The sequence below is a fragment of the Flavitalea antarctica genome (assembly GCF_054461535.1).
Map to the genome: position 1 here is coordinate 44,066 of NZ_JBTLQG010000032.1, position 18,088 is coordinate 62,153.

At 44.8% G+C, this 18,088-nt stretch carries 12 protein-coding genes; 9 read left to right on the forward strand and 3 right to left on the reverse strand.

Translation table 11 applies throughout. The annotated features are described in order from the left end of the window. Window positions 1-17: 17 nt before the first annotated feature. Complete coding sequence (locus tag ACX0G7_RS21585; RefSeq protein WP_458925600.1) at window positions 18-3,719, reverse strand: PAS domain-containing protein; 3,702 nt, start codon at window positions 3,717-3,719, stop codon at window positions 18-20. A 465-nt stretch (window positions 3,720-4,184) separates the two neighbouring features. Between ACX0G7_RS21585 and ACX0G7_RS21590 the strand changes: the two genes are divergently transcribed. From ACX0G7_RS21590 to ACX0G7_RS21615, 6 genes are all read left to right on the forward strand, one after another. Continuing rightward, the gene (locus ACX0G7_RS21590; protein WP_458925601.1) at window positions 4,185-4,598 is read left to right on the forward strand and encodes a response regulator; all 414 of its coding nucleotides are present in this window, start codon (window positions 4,185-4,187) and stop codon (window positions 4,596-4,598) included. A 97-nt stretch (window positions 4,599-4,695) separates the two neighbouring features. Then, window positions 4,696-5,775, forward strand: coding sequence for a winged helix DNA-binding domain-containing protein (locus ACX0G7_RS21595; RefSeq protein WP_458925602.1), 1,080 nt, complete (start codon window positions 4,696-4,698; stop codon window positions 5,773-5,775). An 86-nt stretch (window positions 5,776-5,861) separates the two neighbouring features. Further along, window positions 5,862-6,752, forward strand: coding sequence for a helix-turn-helix domain-containing protein (locus ACX0G7_RS21600; RefSeq protein WP_458925603.1), 891 nt, complete (start codon window positions 5,862-5,864; stop codon window positions 6,750-6,752). Between the two features lie 73 nt (window positions 6,753-6,825). Continuing rightward, on the forward strand, window positions 6,826-8,202 hold the full coding sequence (locus ACX0G7_RS21605; protein ID WP_458925604.1) for an FAD-binding oxidoreductase: 1,377 nt from the start codon (window positions 6,826-6,828) through the stop codon (window positions 8,200-8,202). 396 nt (window positions 8,203-8,598) lie between these two features. Then, on the forward strand, window positions 8,599-8,853 hold the full coding sequence (locus ACX0G7_RS21610) for a hypothetical protein (protein WP_458925605.1): 255 nt from the start codon (window positions 8,599-8,601) through the stop codon (window positions 8,851-8,853). Between the two features lie 176 nt (window positions 8,854-9,029). Continuing rightward, entirely contained in the window at window positions 9,030-10,154 is a 1,125-nt protein-coding gene (locus tag ACX0G7_RS21615) for a fatty acid desaturase family protein (protein ID WP_458925606.1), read from the forward strand. Between the two features lie 2 nt (window positions 10,155-10,156). On the opposite strand, the gene ACX0G7_RS21620 is transcribed toward ACX0G7_RS21615, so the two are convergent. Continuing rightward, entirely contained in the window at window positions 10,157-12,121 is a 1,965-nt protein-coding gene (locus ACX0G7_RS21620; protein ID WP_458925607.1) for a KUP/HAK/KT family potassium transporter, read from the reverse strand. A 265-nt stretch (window positions 12,122-12,386) separates the two neighbouring features. Between ACX0G7_RS21620 and ACX0G7_RS21625 the strand changes: the two genes are divergently transcribed. Further along, the gene (locus ACX0G7_RS21625; RefSeq protein ID WP_458925608.1) at window positions 12,387-13,526 is read left to right on the forward strand and encodes a sensor histidine kinase; all 1,140 of its coding nucleotides are present in this window, start codon (window positions 12,387-12,389) and stop codon (window positions 13,524-13,526) included. A gap of 286 nt (window positions 13,527-13,812) precedes the next feature. Then, window positions 13,813-14,502, forward strand: a complete 690-nt coding sequence (locus ACX0G7_RS21630) for a response regulator (RefSeq protein ID WP_458925609.1) — start codon at window positions 13,813-13,815, stop codon at window positions 14,500-14,502. 54 nt (window positions 14,503-14,556) lie between these two features. On the opposite strand, the gene ACX0G7_RS21635 is transcribed toward ACX0G7_RS21630, so the two are convergent. Beyond that, the gene (locus ACX0G7_RS21635) at window positions 14,557-15,732 is read right to left on the reverse strand and encodes an acyltransferase family protein (RefSeq protein WP_458925610.1); all 1,176 of its coding nucleotides are present in this window, start codon (window positions 15,730-15,732) and stop codon (window positions 14,557-14,559) included. Between the two features lie 461 nt (window positions 15,733-16,193). On the opposite strand from ACX0G7_RS21635, the gene ACX0G7_RS21640 reads away from it, so the two are divergent. Continuing rightward, the gene (locus ACX0G7_RS21640) at window positions 16,194-17,735 is read left to right on the forward strand and encodes a Fic family protein (protein ID WP_458925611.1); all 1,542 of its coding nucleotides are present in this window, start codon (window positions 16,194-16,196) and stop codon (window positions 17,733-17,735) included. The last annotated feature ends 353 nt before the right edge of the window (window positions 17,736-18,088 follow it).

The window sequence follows — 18,088 nt, forward strand, 5'->3', positions numbered from 1 at the left end:
AAAAATCTGGTTGGTGCTTAGTTCGACGGTTGTTGCTTATCGGGAACGATCAAATGAAACTTTGTGCCATGTTCTACGGTTGACTCGGCGAATAAAAAACCATTATGATTTTCAGCGATCCGCCGGCAAAGCGATAATCCGATACCGGAACCAGGATAAGCTTCCCGGCCATGCAGGCGCTTAAATACTTCGAAAATCTGTTCGGCAAACTGCTTTTCAAAACCTATCCCGTTATCAGTCACAATGATGTCGTAATAATTACTGGAGCTAAGCGGTTTGCGAACATAACTGGCGGCATGTTCATGCGAGATTGGTATCGCATCAATAGAAATCACCGGCCTTGTATCAGGCCTGACGAATTTCAACGAATTGCTGATTAGGTTGAAAAAGAGCTGGTTCATCTGGAGCGGGACGCCTTCTATCGCGGGCAGCGGACCGATTGTAATGATTGCATCTTTTTCAGCAATGGTCAATTCAAAATCATTTGTCACAGCCATTACAATTTCAGTCAGGTCCACCGGCGCGAGCATCGAATCGTTTTTCAGTAATTTCGAAAAATTCAGCAGGTCCTGGATCAGCAAGGTCATGCGTTCTGCCGCGTTACTTATTTTGTCAAGGGTTTCTTTTGTCTGGCGATTCAGTGTATCTGAAATTTTCAATCTGCTTGTAAATACACGGATCTTGCGGAGCGGCTCCTGTAAATCGTGGCTCGCGACATAAGCATATTGGGCCAGCTCATCATTGGAATGCAAGAGCTGTGCATTCGATTCTTCGAGTTCTTCATTGGTTGCCTGTAATTGCTCAATCGCTGCGGCCAGTTGCTCGGTCCTTTGTTCAACCTGTTTCTCAAGGGCGAGTTGATGTTGCCGCTGAAAGGTAATATCCTGGGAAGTGCCATTCATTACAACCGGCAATCCTTCTTCATCAAACACTGTTTTACCCTGCACGTGTATAACCCGTTCCTCGCCGGTGATCATGTTCACAGCAGTGTATTCTGCATTGAAAAGCCCGGTCGAGCCGGGTTGGAGGGCGGCCTCTTCGAGTTTTTTAACCCTGTCATAATCGTTTTTGTGAATGACAGGCGCAGGCGGTCCCGGGTTATTTTTGGGGTCTATGCCGAACCATTGCACAAGCCGGTCGGAATAAGTAACAAAACCAGTTTTAACATCAAGACTCCAGGTTCCAAGCTCGGCGAGTTCAATTGCTTCCCTCAGCGAGGACTCCGCTATTTCCAGCTTTTGCTGCGCCTTTACCTGGTCGGTAACATCAATGGTAATATCCAACACAGCATATACTTCCCCTTTATCGTCAAAAACCGGAGTATAACTGAAATTATAGTAGTTGTAAGTCATCACCCCGTTCTGCACAATCTTAACCTGTGAGCCAACAGACTGAAACATAACACCTGTCGTGAACACCTCGTCAAGGATATCCAGGAATGGCTGACCCTCGGTAAGCAGTTCAGGCATTGCCTCCCTTAAGGGCAGCCCGGCAATCCCCGGGCCTTTGCCGACGATATCGATAAAGGTCTGGTTTGGATTTTCGATAATGAGATCCCTTCCGACAAACAAACTGATCCCGGCGGGAGCAGATGATATGATCCCACGCAGTTTTGTTTCACTCGCTTCCAGCTCCTTCATGGCGACCACCTGGCCGGTCACTTCAACAGCCATATCCAGTATCGCATATATCTCACCGTTAGAGTCGCGCAACGCCTTATAGGTGACGTCAAAATAGTACGCAGATCTGATATCGTTTCTGATTATCTCGGCGCGCGTAGCTTTAACTTCATAGGTTTCGCCGGTCCGGAAAACATGGTCAAGGATCTCAGTGTATCCCTGACCGTTTATCTCCGGAAGTGCTTCCCTGAGTGGTAACCCGATAACAGAACGGTCCTTACCCCAATACTTGAGCATTATTTCGTTCGCTAGTTCCACCCGCAATTCCTTACCAACATACAGGCAGGTGGCCACCGGCGCTTCCTCTATCAGGAGGCGGAACCTTGCTTCACTTTCTTCAATTTTTTTCCGGGATTTCACCTGCTGGGTCACGTCGGTGGCCACGACGAGAACACCCGAAACTTCATCATTTTGTATAAAGGTTGGCTGGTACAACAAATCAACAAAAATGGTTTCGATCCGACCCTGTCTTAAAATATTGGCAGCGACTTCGTTGGCTGAAAACGGCGAACCCGAAGTCAATACCATGTTTAGCAGGTCGTCAAAACCTTGCCCGGCTAATTCCGGTAATGCTTCCATCATCGGCTTACCTACCAGTTCATTTCTGCTTCGCCCTACCAGCTCTGCATAAAAAGGGTTAACCATCCGGAACCTGAGTTTATGGGCATCCATAACGGCTATACCCACGGGAGATTGGTCAAAATAGGCAAGCAGTTCCTGTTGAACCTGTTGAATTCTTTGCGTCGCATAAACTTGTTCGGTAACGTCGGTCGCCATATTCATGATAGCATAGACCTCCCCGGCTGCATTTAACAAAGGCTTGTAAGTGTAATCAAAATACCGGGTAGTGAGCACCCCATTTTGTACCAGGCTTGCAGGTTCCTGTTTTCCTTCATAAGTTTTACCGGTTACAAACACATGCGTCAATCTATCAAGAAATGGCTGCCCAGTCAGTTCAGGCACTGCCCTGGCAAGTGGTTGGCCAATCACTTCTTCTCCCTTTCCCCAATAATCCAGCATCTGCTGGTTGGCCACCTCGATCACCAGGTTGATTCCAACAAATAAACAAGTGCCCACCGGCGCCTCCTCAAAGATCGACCTGAACCTTTCTTCACTGTTTTTCAGTATTTCCGTGGCCTTTATCTCCGCCGTATACTGATCATGCACGTCAGTGACGGTTCCGATCATCCCGGCGTATTCCCCGTTTTCATCCCATCTCGGGGTCCCTTTATCTATTGACCACCTGTAGGAGCCGTCCTTCTGACGCAGGCGATAGGGGGCATGGAACGGTTTCCGTGCTGCATTCGCATCCAGGAACTTTTTTGCCAATGGTGCCTGCTCGTCGGGATGGGTGGCCCGGATCCAGCCCAAACCAAGACTGCGTTCGGTTGGCTCCCCGGTCACATCGTACCATTGTTTACTGAGATATGTGCACTGGCCGGCCGGATCAGTGGTCCATAAAATGGCCGGCATTGAATCGGTTACATTTCTGAAATATTTCTCGCGATTTGCCAGTTCAAGTTCGTTCTGTTTCGCTCTCCTGAGCGTCTCTACCTTTGAAGTCGTTTCGTTACAGGTAACCAGAACGCCGTCCACCCGGCCCTCATCATTACGCACCGGGCTATAGCTGAAGGTCCAGTACACATCTTCAAGCTTTCCGTTTCTGTAGATTGGAATCAATTCATCTTCCCTCCAGGTCGGCTCGGCGTTCCTAAGCACACCTTGTATCATCGGATAGATGACAGGCCAGATTTCCGGCCATGTTTCTATTGCTCTTGCACCTAACGCCGACGGATGCTTTCCATTATTGCCCAGGCTTGGCCGGTAAGCATCATTGTAAAACTGGATCAGCTCGTCCCCCCACCAGAGAAACATGGGAAATTTGGATGTTAACAGAATACTGACAGTTGTTTTGAGACTCTGGGGCCAGGAGTCGGGACTGCCGATCGGGGTATTGCCCCAGTTATGGTTCCGCGTTCGCTCTCCCATTTCCCCACCACCATGTAAAAAATGATAATTTCCGTTGATTGCCGATTGCATACACGCAATTTAATTAAGTAGATGTGAGCCGGCAAAAATGTGAATATTGCCGGATCAATCTCCCTGATACCGAAATCCTGCCATGGTGATTGCAAAATACCGGCCCCGCATGTGCCATTCTGCGAGCGGCGATGACTACCGGTCATAACACAATTTTTCTGTTTTGGTTATAATGGACACTTGTTTATTTATGCATCCTGTGTTGCCATTGCCCCGATTTTCGTGATTTATTCGGGTCATAAAAAAAATCATAGCTATCATGCACAATCGAAATTGTTCCGGTAGGTTACCCGCCAACCTGTATTTCTGTAGCCGCCGATTTCGGATAAATTGTTTATGTTTTCGTAAACATACTACGTAATTATACCAGCCTTTTCTGTTGTTAATCAACTTATTTTGTGGCCTTGCGAAAAGTCAGGTTCGCTCCGCCTCGTCTAACCATATGCTAAATCGTTAAATTTCCCGATGAACAAAAGAGGTACGATTGTAATAATAGATGATGACATAGACGACCATGAAATTCTCCAGGAAATATTCCGGGAACTGGATCTTCCAAATGAAATAAAATATTTTGAATCGGTAAGTTCGGCACTTGACTATCTCGCCCTCGGCCAGACTGAACCCTTTATCATCATCTCGGATCTTCACCTTCATGAGGTAGATGGATTTCATCTCCAGGACCAGATAAAAAACAATGAGCTAATCTGCCGGAAATGTATTCCGTTGGTTTTTGTAACCACCGGCACCACCAAAGAGAATCTTGCGAAGGCGTACAGATCATCTGCGCAGGGAATCTTTTATAAACCCCCGCAGTACGAAAAATGGAAAAGCCTGTTGCAAGGTATCTATGATTACTGGCAGGATGCCATTACTCCATGAGTCCGGCCGCCACGGTAAGTCTATGCTACCGGCTTCCACGCTGAAATGCTAACTTTGAATAGTTAGCAATGAGATTTCACAACAACGTTGGAGAGGCATGACCCACCAGGAAATAGCTCAGCTGCGGATGCATAACCAGCATTTGGTATCCGCAATCATTAAGACCGCTAGCGACCTGGTTTATCATTTCGGTGCTGTGCAGGCGCAGGAATATGATCAGACCAAATGGGGACTTGGCATACGTTTACAGCAACTGGACGATGCTGCTATAGAAACGGAAATTTCGACGGGTAACATCTGCCGCACACATTTGCTGCGACCAACCTGGCATTTCGTACATATTAATGATATCGGTTGGATGCAGGCTCTTAGTTCGGAGAGAGTTCAGGCGATCAATAAATATATGTACCGGCAACTTGAGCTGAATGATAAGACGCTGAATCGGGCAAACAATATCATAATGAAGTCGCTCGGCAATGGCGAATCTCTCACAAGGGCGGAACTCGCTACAGTTCTTTCCCGTGAACGAATCAAAGCAGACGGCTTACGCATGACCTACATTATGATGAATGCGGAACTGGAAGGACTTGTCCGAAACGGCAAACGAAAAGGGAAGCAGCACACTTACTCTTTATTACACTTAGAAAATATAACCCCCGCGGACAAAGAGGAAGGCTTGTCAAGACTCGCCGAACGGTATTTTAGAAGCAGGGGACCGGCAACCGTCAAAGACTTCTCAACCTGGTCCGGGCTTACTGTGGCCGATTGTCAATCCGGTATAAATGTGAACCGGGATATCCTGGAAAAAATAATTTTGGGCAGTGAAATATACTTTCATGTTCCACCGGTCAGTAGTAATAGCAATGATTTACCTGCCCTAAAAATGAAGAAGGAATTATTTCTGTTACCTGTTTATGACGAGATGATCATGGGATATAAAAACAGGGAGTCTATTATGCAGCAATGTAAAAAGGGACAACAACATAGATATGATTGTATGATGCTCTATAATGGCCAGGTTATAGGCACTTACAAGCGAACGATTAGTTCAAAAACCGCCTTTTTCTCATTTGATTATTTCCAATCTCCATCTGATAAGCAAAACAACCTGGTCAAAGCAGCATTGAAGAAGTTTGAGCAGTTCTTTAACCTGAAGACCATCGTATCACCACGTTAAAAATTCTCATTTTTCCAGTTGAAATTTTTGTAACTTAATAAGGCCAACTTCAGCCAACCCCTGTATATATCCCTTAAAACGGCTTAATGATCAATAAATTTGATTTTCAGGTCGGGCATCCCGGTGCATTTGCGCAACTCGCAGTAAAAGAGATGTTGTTTCTTTATTATAAATGTCCCACGGCAGCAGACGGTGTTGCGCTATCCGCCAGGTTTAATAAGATTTTTTTTGTGCTCGATGGCAGGAAAACTTTTCATCATCGGGACAAATCCTGGGAGATGACTGCCGGTAAAGCCTTCCTGATAGGCAAGACCGATTACGCGCCGGAGATGTTTGAAGGGGATGATTGGGATGTTCTTTGTTTTTATATACCTGATGCTTTTTTAAAAAGCTTCTTTGATGAACACCGGAAACAATTTGTGCTGAAAGATCTTTGCCCATCGTCAGCCGGGCGACTGATTGAAATAAATCTTACTGAAAGCGCCCTTGCATTTTTTTACAGCGTGGTTCCTTACTTCATCCAGAAAATTCCTCCTTCAGAAGATTTGCTTGAACTGAAATTTAAGGAACTGCTGATGCACATTCTTCTTAATCCCACGAACCGCGAACTGGTGTCTTATGTATACCGCATCTCCCAGAGCCGTAAGCCACAGCTGAGCGACATCATGGAAACCCACTTCAGGTATAACATGCCAATGTCCGAATTTGCCAGGATAGCGCAGCGAAGCCTCGCTTCGTTTAAGCGCGATTTTATTCAGCAATATCACACCACACCCGGCAAATGGCTTACCCTCAAAAGACTGGAGTACGCCAGCCACCTGCTTGTAACCAGTAAAAAAAGCATAACAGAAATAACCGATGAATGCGGTTTCGAGAATGGCACGCATTTCAGCAGAATCTTCAAGGAGGTCTATCGGTTATCGCCTTTACAATACCGCAAAAAGTTGAACTCCAGGGAAAACTTATTGAGCTTTTAAGCAACATGCATGTGCCGCCCGGCCAGATAACTTTGTTGTGCCATTCAACATTTCCCCATCAAAAATGATCAACATGAAAGCTGCTGCGATAGAATCAAACATCCGGGATTTCAAGGGCACCATTGTAACGCCCGATGATCCACAATATGATACGGTCCGGAAAGTCTACAATGGGATGATAGATAAACATCCTGCAATGATTGCAGTCTGCTCGGACAAAAATGACATTATAGCCTGTGTTAATTATGCGAGGGAACATGATATGCTCCTTGCCATCAGGGGTGGCGGACACAATGCCGGGGGTCTCGGAATTTGTGATGACGGACTGGTGATTGATTTGTCGCGAATGAAAAAGATATCCTTCGATTCAAATGATAATACCGTGTGGGTTGAGGCTGGTTGTCTCCTTAAAGAAGTTGATGGAGCTTTACATGAACATGGACGGGCCGTACCCTCCGGCATCCTTGGAACCACAGGTATTGCAGGACTTACACTGGGGGGCGGACTAGGGCATCTTACCCGGCATTATGGTTTAAGTATAGATAATCTGATCGAAGCTGAGATGATCCTTGCAAACGGAGAAGTGACCAGGGTTTCAGCGAATGAAAACCCTGATCTTTTCTGGGCAATCAGGGGAGGAGGCGGAAACTTTGGCGTCGTTGTTTCGTTCAGGTTCAAAACGGTGCCTGTCCACACGATTTATGGTGGACCAATGCTCTGGGAGTTATCGGAAGCAGAAGAAAGGATGGCGTGGTTCCATAAATTCATTACCCATGCACCGCAGGATACCAATGGCTTTTTTGCATTTCTCACTGTGCCACCTGTAGCTCCGTTTCCACCAGAGCTTCACTTAAAGAAAATGTGTGGCATTGTCTGGTGTTATTCCGGAAAACCTGATCTCGCTATCCAGGTTTTCGCACCGATCCGGAAGTCAAAAACACCGGCGCTCGATTTTGTTGCTCCCATGCCTTATCCTGCATTGCAAACGATGTTTGATGCATTCTATCCTCCCGGTATGCAATGGTATTGGAAAGCGGATTTTGTGAAAAATCTGCCCTCAGAAGCTATAAAGCTGCACTCGGAATTTGGCAGGTCGCTCCCAACGCCTTTATCCACCATGCATCTGTACCCGATTAATGGAGCCGCATCCCATGTCCCAAAAGATGCTACTGCCTGGAATTATCGCGATTGCAATTATGCCTGTGTTATAGTAGGCATAGATCCCGACCCTGCCAATAAAGACATGGTAACTGACTGGGCCAGGGATTACTGGAAAGCATTGCATCCATATTCAGAAGCCGGTGCCTATGTTAATTTCATGATGGATGAAGGAGATGAACGTGTGAAGGCAAGTTATGGTGATAATTATGAGAGGCTTGCCGTTATAAAAGGTAAGTACGATCCGAAGAATCTGTTCCGGGTAAATCAGAATATCATAGGAAAGGTGTAAAATTGACTGTGAGTTTAACAATTCATATGCAGGGTACAAGAAAGGTTTGAGCTGTTTACGAATTTTCGTATTCCTAAAAAGGTATATTTTCGGAGCTATAATTTCGAAGCTATAACTTCGAAGCTATAATTGCGAAGCTATGTTTCGAAGCTACGTTTCGAAATTATGTTTTGAAGTTATGTTTCAAAGCTATGTTTCGAAGCAATAATTGCGGAGCTATAACTTTGGAGCTATAACTTCGAAGCTATGTTTCGAAGCTATGTTTCGAAGTTATGTTTCGAAGCTATAATTGCGAAGCTATAATTGCGAACCTATGTTTCGAAGCTATAATTACGAAGCCTTACAGTCGAAGGGGATACATTCGAATCATATTAACAGCTTTAAACCTTTTTCACTATGTCATCGTACACTGAACACAAAATAGTTGTTGGCGATACTGGAATGGAGATCATTCTCCGGGAGATAAATGAGGCAACCGGCGAGTTTACCGTCGAGTCCGATTCCCAGGAATTTATGGAGATTTTTGGCACCAGTAGTTTTTCATTTATCAGGGGAAACAGTGCAAGAGAAAATGCAATCCTTGGAGATGTTATACAACGCCATCAACCTAAAGCCATGGAAATCATCGATCAGGTGAAGAGGGCGATCTGAAAATTGAGCCTCTTAAATGTTCCCTGATATTCGCTAAATAAAAACGCGGATTTATCGCCCAATTAACTTATATTGTGAGTAGTCCACATACATAAACTGACTCTGCAGGAGTGAAGGAATGGCTCTCCCTCATGTTCGTTTGATGAGGTGCCTTATGCCATTAAATACCTTCGCAAATGCACAAGGAAATGCCATCCCGACAAGGGTCAGTAAAATTTGTCAATCCGGAACGGAACCAGTTCTTTGTGACAGTTAAAAAAAGGGTAGATCAATACTTCCTCGATCGCCGCATATCTAAACTTGGCGATAGAAAACTTTTCTTAAAAACCATTATACTTCTATTACTTTATTTCGCACCATTCGTGGCGTTGAACCTGCTATCACCTGTATGGATAGTAAGTCTGCTGCTCTGGACAATTATGGGAATAGGAATGGCTGGGCTAGGCATGAGCGTTATGCATGATGCCAATCACGGGGCTTATACTTCCAGGCCGGGTTTGAACTGGTGTATGTCGCATGTATTGAATCTGATGGGCGGATCAACGGTCAACTGGAAATTACAACACAATATTTTACATCATACTTATACAAACATCACCGGGATGGATGATGATATCGCAAATAAACCTGCGCTGCGCTTGTCACCTCATTCACCATGGCTTCCATCGCACCGGCATCAGTGGTGGCATGCATTTCTTTTGTACGGGTTGACGAGTTTGTATTGGGCAACTGCCAAAGACTTTGCGCAATGGGTCCGTTATCGGCGAAACAAGGTGAATAATTCTTCTTCCCGGTCTTACAGATTATTGCTGCTTCGGTTAATCGTAGATAAGTTGAATTATTTTTTTGTTTTCCTTGTAGTTCCCCCGGTCTTTTTTAATGTTCCGTTTGCAATGGTGATCACCGGTTTTTTATGGATGCACTTTCTTGCCGGTGTTGTATTAACCGTTACTTTCCAGCTGGCTCATTCACTTGAAGGTACAAGTCACCCGGTGCCTGTTGACGGTATTATTGAAAACGATTGGGCAATTCATCAGATGCATACCACTATGAATTTCTCCCCTCATAATAAATGGCTGTCCTGGTATGTTGGCGGTCTGAATTTCCAGGTAGAACATCACCTGTTTCCAAGGATCTCCCATGTGCATTATCCCGCGATAGCGCCCATTGTTGAGGCCACTGCAAAAGAATTTTCGATTCCCTATCTGCAGAATCTCAGTTTTATCTCAGCAGTAGAAGCGCATATCCGCTTCCTGAAAAAACTCGGCAGGTTGCCAGACATCAATGAAGCGATAGGGTGATATCAACTCATTCTGGTTAGTTGTATGGACTTCGGCGGGGCAACTATCAGTGGGAACTTCTCCACTTTTACGTTGCTCGGGTCGAGTCCAAAGCCTTTCTCTTCAGAAAGGCTTATGTCTTTTAGAAAGAAGTGTAATTTCATCATCATTCTTTCCCAGATCGGCAGTTCATGATCTTCGCTGAGATATTTCTCGAGTACAACAAAACGGAAATCACCCGTCACATTGTTTTTTTCCAGGCTCTCATACCGGCTAAGTACATTTACTTCTTTGTTTCTGACCAGGTCCTCAACCACTTTTTTGAATAACAGGTTCATTCTGGGCTGCACCCTGAAACCTAAACGGAAGTCGATACGTATCACGTCATTCGGAATAATATGTTCTACGCGGTATTGTGAGGTGTATGGTTCATCAAAAGTTTCAACATGAATGAACCAGTATATATCCGCCCGCTTAGGCATCTTATTAAGTATGGAATAAATGATCTTGTGTTCGATCTCTTTTTGCGAATCAGCACTGGTTAAGTAAACGAGGTGCGTTGCATATTTAGGTACTGACCTGTCACGGCTCAATTCCTGGAGCTTGGGCAGGTAATGTTCAAGACGCACAAATTCAACATAACGGTTTTTGATTTTCTTGGCCTTGAACCAGTTGTACATCACCAGGAAGAGCAAGCCTCCAATGATCACTGCAACATAGCCGCCATGGGGCAGCTTCTCAAAATTAGCGGCGAGGAAGCTGAGTTCTATTGCCAGGAAAACCAATAGATAAAGATATATTAATACCGGGCTTGTTCTTTTCAGCACCAGGTAGTTTGCAAACAGGATAGAAGTTGCTATCATACACAGGGTGATCGCCAACCCATAGGCCGCTTCCATGTTTGATACCTTCTGAAAATATATTTCAATACCCACACATCCCGCGTATAACAACAGGTTAATTGCCGGTATATACAGTTGTCCCCGCGCTTCTGTTGGATAACGGATACGGAGCTTGGGCCAGAGATTCAATCTTATGGCTTCGCTGATCAGCGTAAATGAACCGGAGATCAGTGCCTGGCTCGCGATGATAGCAGCTGATGTAGCTATGGCTATGCCAAAATACAGGAACCAATGTGGCATCAATCCATAGAAAGGATTGAAACCTGCCGTGATCATATCCGCGCTTATTTTCTGCCCGTTGTAATCATGCAATAACCACGCACCCTGGCCGAGATAGTTTATGATCAGGCACGACTTCACAAATATCCATGAATACCTTATGTTCCACTTGCCACAGTGACCCAGGTCCGAATAAAGCGCTTCGGCACCTGTAGTACAAAGAAATACCCCGCCGAGAATATAAAAGCCTGCGGGGTATTCTATCAATAACTTCAATCCGTAATATGGGTTGAATGACTTAAGCACATGCAGGTCATCAGAGATATGGAACAGGCCCAGGACCGCCAGCATCAAAAACCAGCCTGTCATCACCGGTCCGAAAAATTTGCCGATAGCAGCTGTTCCAAACTGTTGCACGAAAAATAAAACGGTGAGAATACCAATCACGATATAGACAATCGTACCCTGGCTGATATCTGATAGCGCGGGTACCTGTTTAAGTCCTTCAATCGCTGATGACACAGAGATCGCCGGTGTGATCATTCCATCTGCCAGTAGTGCAGCTCCGCCGACCATAGCGGGGACCACCAGCCACTTTTTTCTCCTGCGCACGAGGGCATACAAAGAGAAGATTCCCCCTTCACCCCTGTTGTCGGCGTTAAGCGTGAGTACAACATATTTTATTGTTGTTTGCAGCGTGAGGGTCCAGATGATGAGCGACAAGGTGCCGATGATCAGCTGTTCACTTATTTCTTTACCGCTGATTACAGCGTTCATTACATATAAAGGGGAAGTACCAATATCGCCGTAAATAATACCCAAAGCTATCAGGAGGCCGGCTGCGGAAACCTTATTGTGTGAAGACATTTATCTGCTATTGTTAACTTTCAAATCAGGCATCAAAAGTATACCAGTAACCGGTAAGTTGACACTAAAACGGCCCAATGCCGCAAATCTTTATATAATCCTTATACCTTGCAGTCAGGGATATTAAAATTTATGATAAGCTTGCTAAGTAGACAAACGGGCTTGTTGTCAGCATCGTGCCATTCATGTATTGGATCGTATCATGATTATTACCTGCACCCATTGGCAGGAATGGTAAATTGAATAACTAAATGAAGAAGCGCAAATGAACCATTTGTTTTCATGGATCACTGGTAAAGGCAAACAGTATGTGATTGCTTTGTTTTCAGTATTTTTGGTAAGTGGGGCCTGTTATCTTTTCTCATCTTACCTCGACTACCGGGTGGTGGCACTTCTTTTATTGCTGGTCGTCTCAGTCATTGCCGTTTCGTTTGACATCTTCCCGGTGCTGCTTGCCGCTTTTTTCAGTGCATTGATCTGGAATTATTTTTTTATTCCTCCCATACATAATTTTCATGTAGCTTCTTCCGGAGACCTGGTGTTACTCATCATGTATTTCCTGATTGCAATGATCAATGCCGTGCTCACCTACAAGATAAGGAAGGCAGAAAAAAAAGCTAGGGAGAAGGAAGAGAAGGCAAATGCGGTCAAGCTCTACAACACCATGCTGAATTCTTTATCCCATGAACTGAGAACCCCGATAGCAGCCATAATCGGGGCCACAGATAACCTGCAATCATCAAATAACAATCTTACCCCGGTTCACAAGGATCAACTGATAGCTGAAATTTCAAAAGCTGCGCTTCGGTTGGACCGCCAGGTGGGTAACCTGCTCGATATCTCGCGGCTTGAATCCGGCTTTATAGAGGCAAAACAAACCTGGGTGGACATAGTTGAAACCATTCATGACATCGTGTATAAGATCGAAGAGAATGGCGTAAGTCAGAAGATCCATATAGATATCAGTCCTGCCATTCCTTTATTCAAAACAGATAAAGTGATGATTGAACAGATCGTTTCGAATATCATCAACAATGCAGTGCTTTATACTTACCCGGATACTATAATAAAAATATCAGTGAGTGCCTTAGAAGAACCGGGAACCAGTTCACTACCGGTGGGATCCAATGGTGAAAATCTAAGGTTTCAGCATAGTGGCTTAAGTATAATCATCGAAGATGATGGACCGGGTTTTCCCGAAGATGAGCTGCCCTTTATTTTTGATAAGTTCTATCGTTTAAAAAACAGTAAAGCCGGTGGAACGGGGCTTGGTCTTTCAATAGCCAGGGGATTTACCGAAGCATTAAAAGGGCACATAAAGATTGAAAATGTTGTTGGTGGCGGTGCGAGGTTTATCATGCAGATTCCCTGCAGCACTTCATATTTAAAAGTGACAAATGAATAATCCAAAGGTACCTGATCCAAAGTTGACCGATTAAGAAGCACGAGACACATGATTTAAAGTTGACCGATTAAGAAGCACGAGACACATGATTTCACATTGACCGATCAATAAGCACGAGACACATGATTTAAAGTTGACCGATTAAGAAGTACGAGACACATGATTTCACATTGACCGATCAATAAGCACGAGACATATGATTTAAAATGACAAATGAATAACACGAGATACATTATTAAAAGGCGACAAATGAATAAGCCAGAGATACTTGCTTTAAAGGTGACAAATGAATAAACCCGAGATACTTGTTATAGACGACGAAGAACAGATCCGGAAGTTGCTGGACATTACTTTGCAATCAAACAACTATATTACCAGGCAGGCAGGTTCTGCCCGGGAAGGAACCATCATGGCCTCAAACCATCCGCCCGATCTTATCCTTCTTGATGTCGGTTTGCCTGATAAAGATGGTATTATCTTATTGACAGAATTAAGAGAATGGTACACAAACCCCGTGATCGTGCTGTCGGTACAAAACAGCGAGGAAGTGATCATACAGGCCCTTGACAAGGGAGCAAATGATTACCTGACCAAGCCATTCAGAACGGGAGAGTTATTGGCCAGGATAAGATCAGCATTAAGGAAACCTGCCGCAGATGAAACGGAGCCGGTTATCAACACGGAGGACCTGCAGGTTGATCTTAGTTCGCGCACGGTAACTGTGAGGGGTGAACAGATCAAACTGACGAGTACTGAATACAACCTGCTTGCGTTGTTCGCAACGAATGAAGGGAAGGTGCTAACACATGCATTCCTGCTGCGGGCAGTCTGGGGTCCGGGATTTATTAATCAGTCGCAATACCTGCGTGTGTTTATGGCGCAGATCAGGAAAAAGATCGAGAAGGATCCCAATCGCCCGGAATATCTCATTACTGAATCAGGAGTTGGTTACCGGTTCGTATGTAAAAACAGGTAGATCCATGAAACCTGTTACCGGCACATCCATCAAACGGTATACTCATACATTTTATCAAACCCTGATATATATCTTTTTCCGGTCGAGCAGGTAAACGATCGACCAGTAGAAAAGGATCATACAGATTGCATATAATAAAGAACCATTTTTGAGATTCTCCGAAACGGGTTTACATAGATGTTCATAGAACCAGGGGAATGAACTGGTATACACATTTTTGCCGGTCTCGGGATCCACGTGGTCCACCCAACGTAGTAAAGCCATAACGCGGGGCAGGAAACCACTCAACACAAAAATAAACAGCGGATTTTTTCCGAATACATCAAAGAACCGGCTCCATATGCCTTTGGCATTTTTAAATTCAATCAGGTAGATAAAGACCGACAGCACTGTCATGGCCAGTCCTGATGTATAAACCACAAATGAACTTGTCCATATTTTCTTGTTCATTGGGAATACGAGGTCCCAGCACAGGCCGGTGAAGATGAGAATTGTTCCGGCCACAAACAGGTTCGACAACATCTCGTAGGTTTTTCCTTTTTCCCGGATGTAGTTACCTACAAAATAACCAAAGATCACCTGTACGATAGGAGTGAGGGTGCTGACCAGGCCTTCAGGATCAAAAGGCGTCCCTTCTCCTTTGTACATATGTGGTATGCCGAGAATGGCTTTGTCGATGTTGGTTCCGAAAAAGCCATTGAGACTATATTGATCACCGGGAGTGCCGAGGAACATGCAAAGCATCCAGTATCCCAGCAGGATAATTACACTGGCTACAAACGCTCCTCTTAATTTGAAAAAGTAAACGATGAGCGATGCAAACAAATAACTGATGGCTATTCTCTGTAGCACGCCCAGGATCCTGATTCCGTTGTTGGGATTTTCTGTTTCGGTCCAGGCTTTAAATACGAGTGATTCGCCGCTCCAGCGAACAAAGGGCGACCAGTTGAGGAACAGGCCGATTGCGAATATGAGGACCGCCCTGGTGATTACTTTTTTGAGGAAGGCTGCGGTTCCCGCCTGTTCAAGTCTGGGCATTACAAAGGCCATGGCATTTCCTACCGCGAACAGGAAAAACGGAAAAACGAGGTCGGTAGGGGTGGCGCCGTGCCAGCTGGCATGGGCCAGCGGGCTGTAGATATGCCCCCAGCTGCCGGGGTTGTTCACCAGTATCATCAGGGCGACGGTCGCGCCGCGGAACACATCGAGCGAATAAAATCTTTCCTTCATTTATCAGGTTTAAATCTCCAGGGGTCCTTCAACTGTTCTACCATTAACTTGCAGTTTCCAGGTGCCGGGTAAAATCTGTTATTAATTATTTTGAAGCGCCGCCGCTTGCTCAACCTTTCTGATTTCCTTTGTTGAATCGCCGGGAGTCCTCTCGGCTGTTATTCGTTAATTCAGATCACCACGGATCGGTTCAAGGCTGTTATTTTATCAGCTTTGATCTGCAACGGCCACCTTAATCAGCAACTTAAGCATTTAAGTGAATTAATAGCAGACTTCTGAGAATCAGGATTTTGCTTTAATGTTTTTCCTTCGCGAAGTAGTCGTAATCATCTTTCAGGAATCAGTGCTGATTATAATCATTTTTCACGAATGAACACTTTGGTAGGTATTTTTCACAGGAAATAGTTGTTTTTCATGATTTGCATCTATATTTGCCGGCATAATCAAATTTCATAAAAATAGTGTCAGGTAACAAATTTTCACAACTTATAACTGTTTTTCATGGGAGAATGGCGCCGGAAGAGGGGTACCTGGTGGGTTATGGAGCTATTTTGAGCTATTATGACTTACAGATCCCCTTGCCTGAGGTGCTTGCGCTGGTGAGCCAGAAACATAAGCGATACCAGGCCGAAGAATGGATGGTGTTTACTCCCCGTTATATGCCGGGAGAATCGCTGGTTGACCACCTGACGTTTGCATTAAAATATGAGGGGATAGATCTCGGTCTGTTAAAGAAGTTATTTGATCAACTGGAGAAAGATGAAATCAGGACCATGGTGGCTTCGGAACCAACGGGTCAGTACAGCCGGAAGATCTGGTTTTTGTATGAATGGCTGATGGATACAACACTTGATCTAACTGATCTCAGTTCCGGCAATTATATTGATCTGGTCGATGAGTCGATACAATACGCTTTAACGGCCGCTCCCGAAATTTTTAAGAGGCACCGGGTGAGGAACAATTTGCCGGGAACAAGGGATTTCTGCCCGATGATAAGGAAAACCGCATTGCTGGATGAGTTTAGAAAGCTTGATCTGCCGCAGCGGATAAAAAATATCATAGGTAAGATTCATCCGGATGTGATGGCAAGGACCGCAGCATTTTTATTATTGAAAGATTCCAAAGCGTCCTATGCCATTGAGGGTGAAAGACCGCCACAGAACCGCGCCCAGCGCTGGGGAAGGGCGATCGGGCAGGCAGGGGAGCGGATGATCAATAAAGAAGAGTTGGTTCGGTTACAGCAGATCGTTATAGATAATCCGAGGTTTACAAAGATGGGTTGGAGGCAGCAGGAAGGTTTTATCGGCGAGCACGACCGGAGAAGCGGCGCTCCCATTCCTGAACATATTTCTGCCAGGTGGCAGGACCTGGATAAACTGATCGATGGACTTATAGCGGCCGATCAGAAATTAGAAAAGGATACCGGCTTTGATGCTGTACTGGCAGCCGCGATGGTTGCTTTCGGGTTTGTATTCATTCATCCATTTGTGGATGGTAACGGGAGGATCCACCGGTACCTGATCCACCATGTATTGCTGAGAAAGGCATATGTATCCAGGGGGATCATATTCCCGGTATCCGCGATCATACTGCAGCGGCTTGATGAATACCGGCGGGTACTTGAAAATTTTTCCTCGCCCCGGCTGGATTTGATTGACTGGAAACCCGATGAAAACAATAACGTGGAGATAATGAATGACACGATAGATCTCTATCGCTATTTTGATGCGACAAAGCAGGCCGAGTTTTTATACAGCTGTGTCCGCCAGACCATCGAGGAAACCATCCCCGAAGAAGTAGATTATCTCGAAAAATATGATCTCATGAGAAATTATCTCGATGATCATTTCGAAATGCCCGACAGGACCATCGCGCTGCTGGTGCGTTTTCTCGAACAAGGCAAGGGCAGATTGTCCGAAAGGGCAAGAACCAAGGAGTTCGAGGCGCTGACGGATGAGGAGGTCAAGCGGATAGAGGAAAAGTTTGCGGAGGTGTTTTATTAAGTGACCTGCTTGTTGAAATTCTTTTGGCATTCAGGTACAGAACAGGGGTTTATTTTATCCGGAATTTGTTCACCTAAATTTTTTAAAAATACTGATTCCGATCTAAAGATTTTACATAACACCTTAATCTGTAGTATTATGAAATCAGATTAGCCATTGTGCTGTTGGGAATTGCCATAATGTCGATAAAGGGTTTAAAAAAACATAGTTTTCAGATAAATATGTTTGATTAGCATTCCGGCCCGAAGTTTGCTTTTTCTGGGGTTTTTGTGACTGATCTTGTGATCATAACGATTGATTTTCAGATTTTCAAAACACTAAATAGATGGTGAGTCGTTTTTTAGGATGTGAAA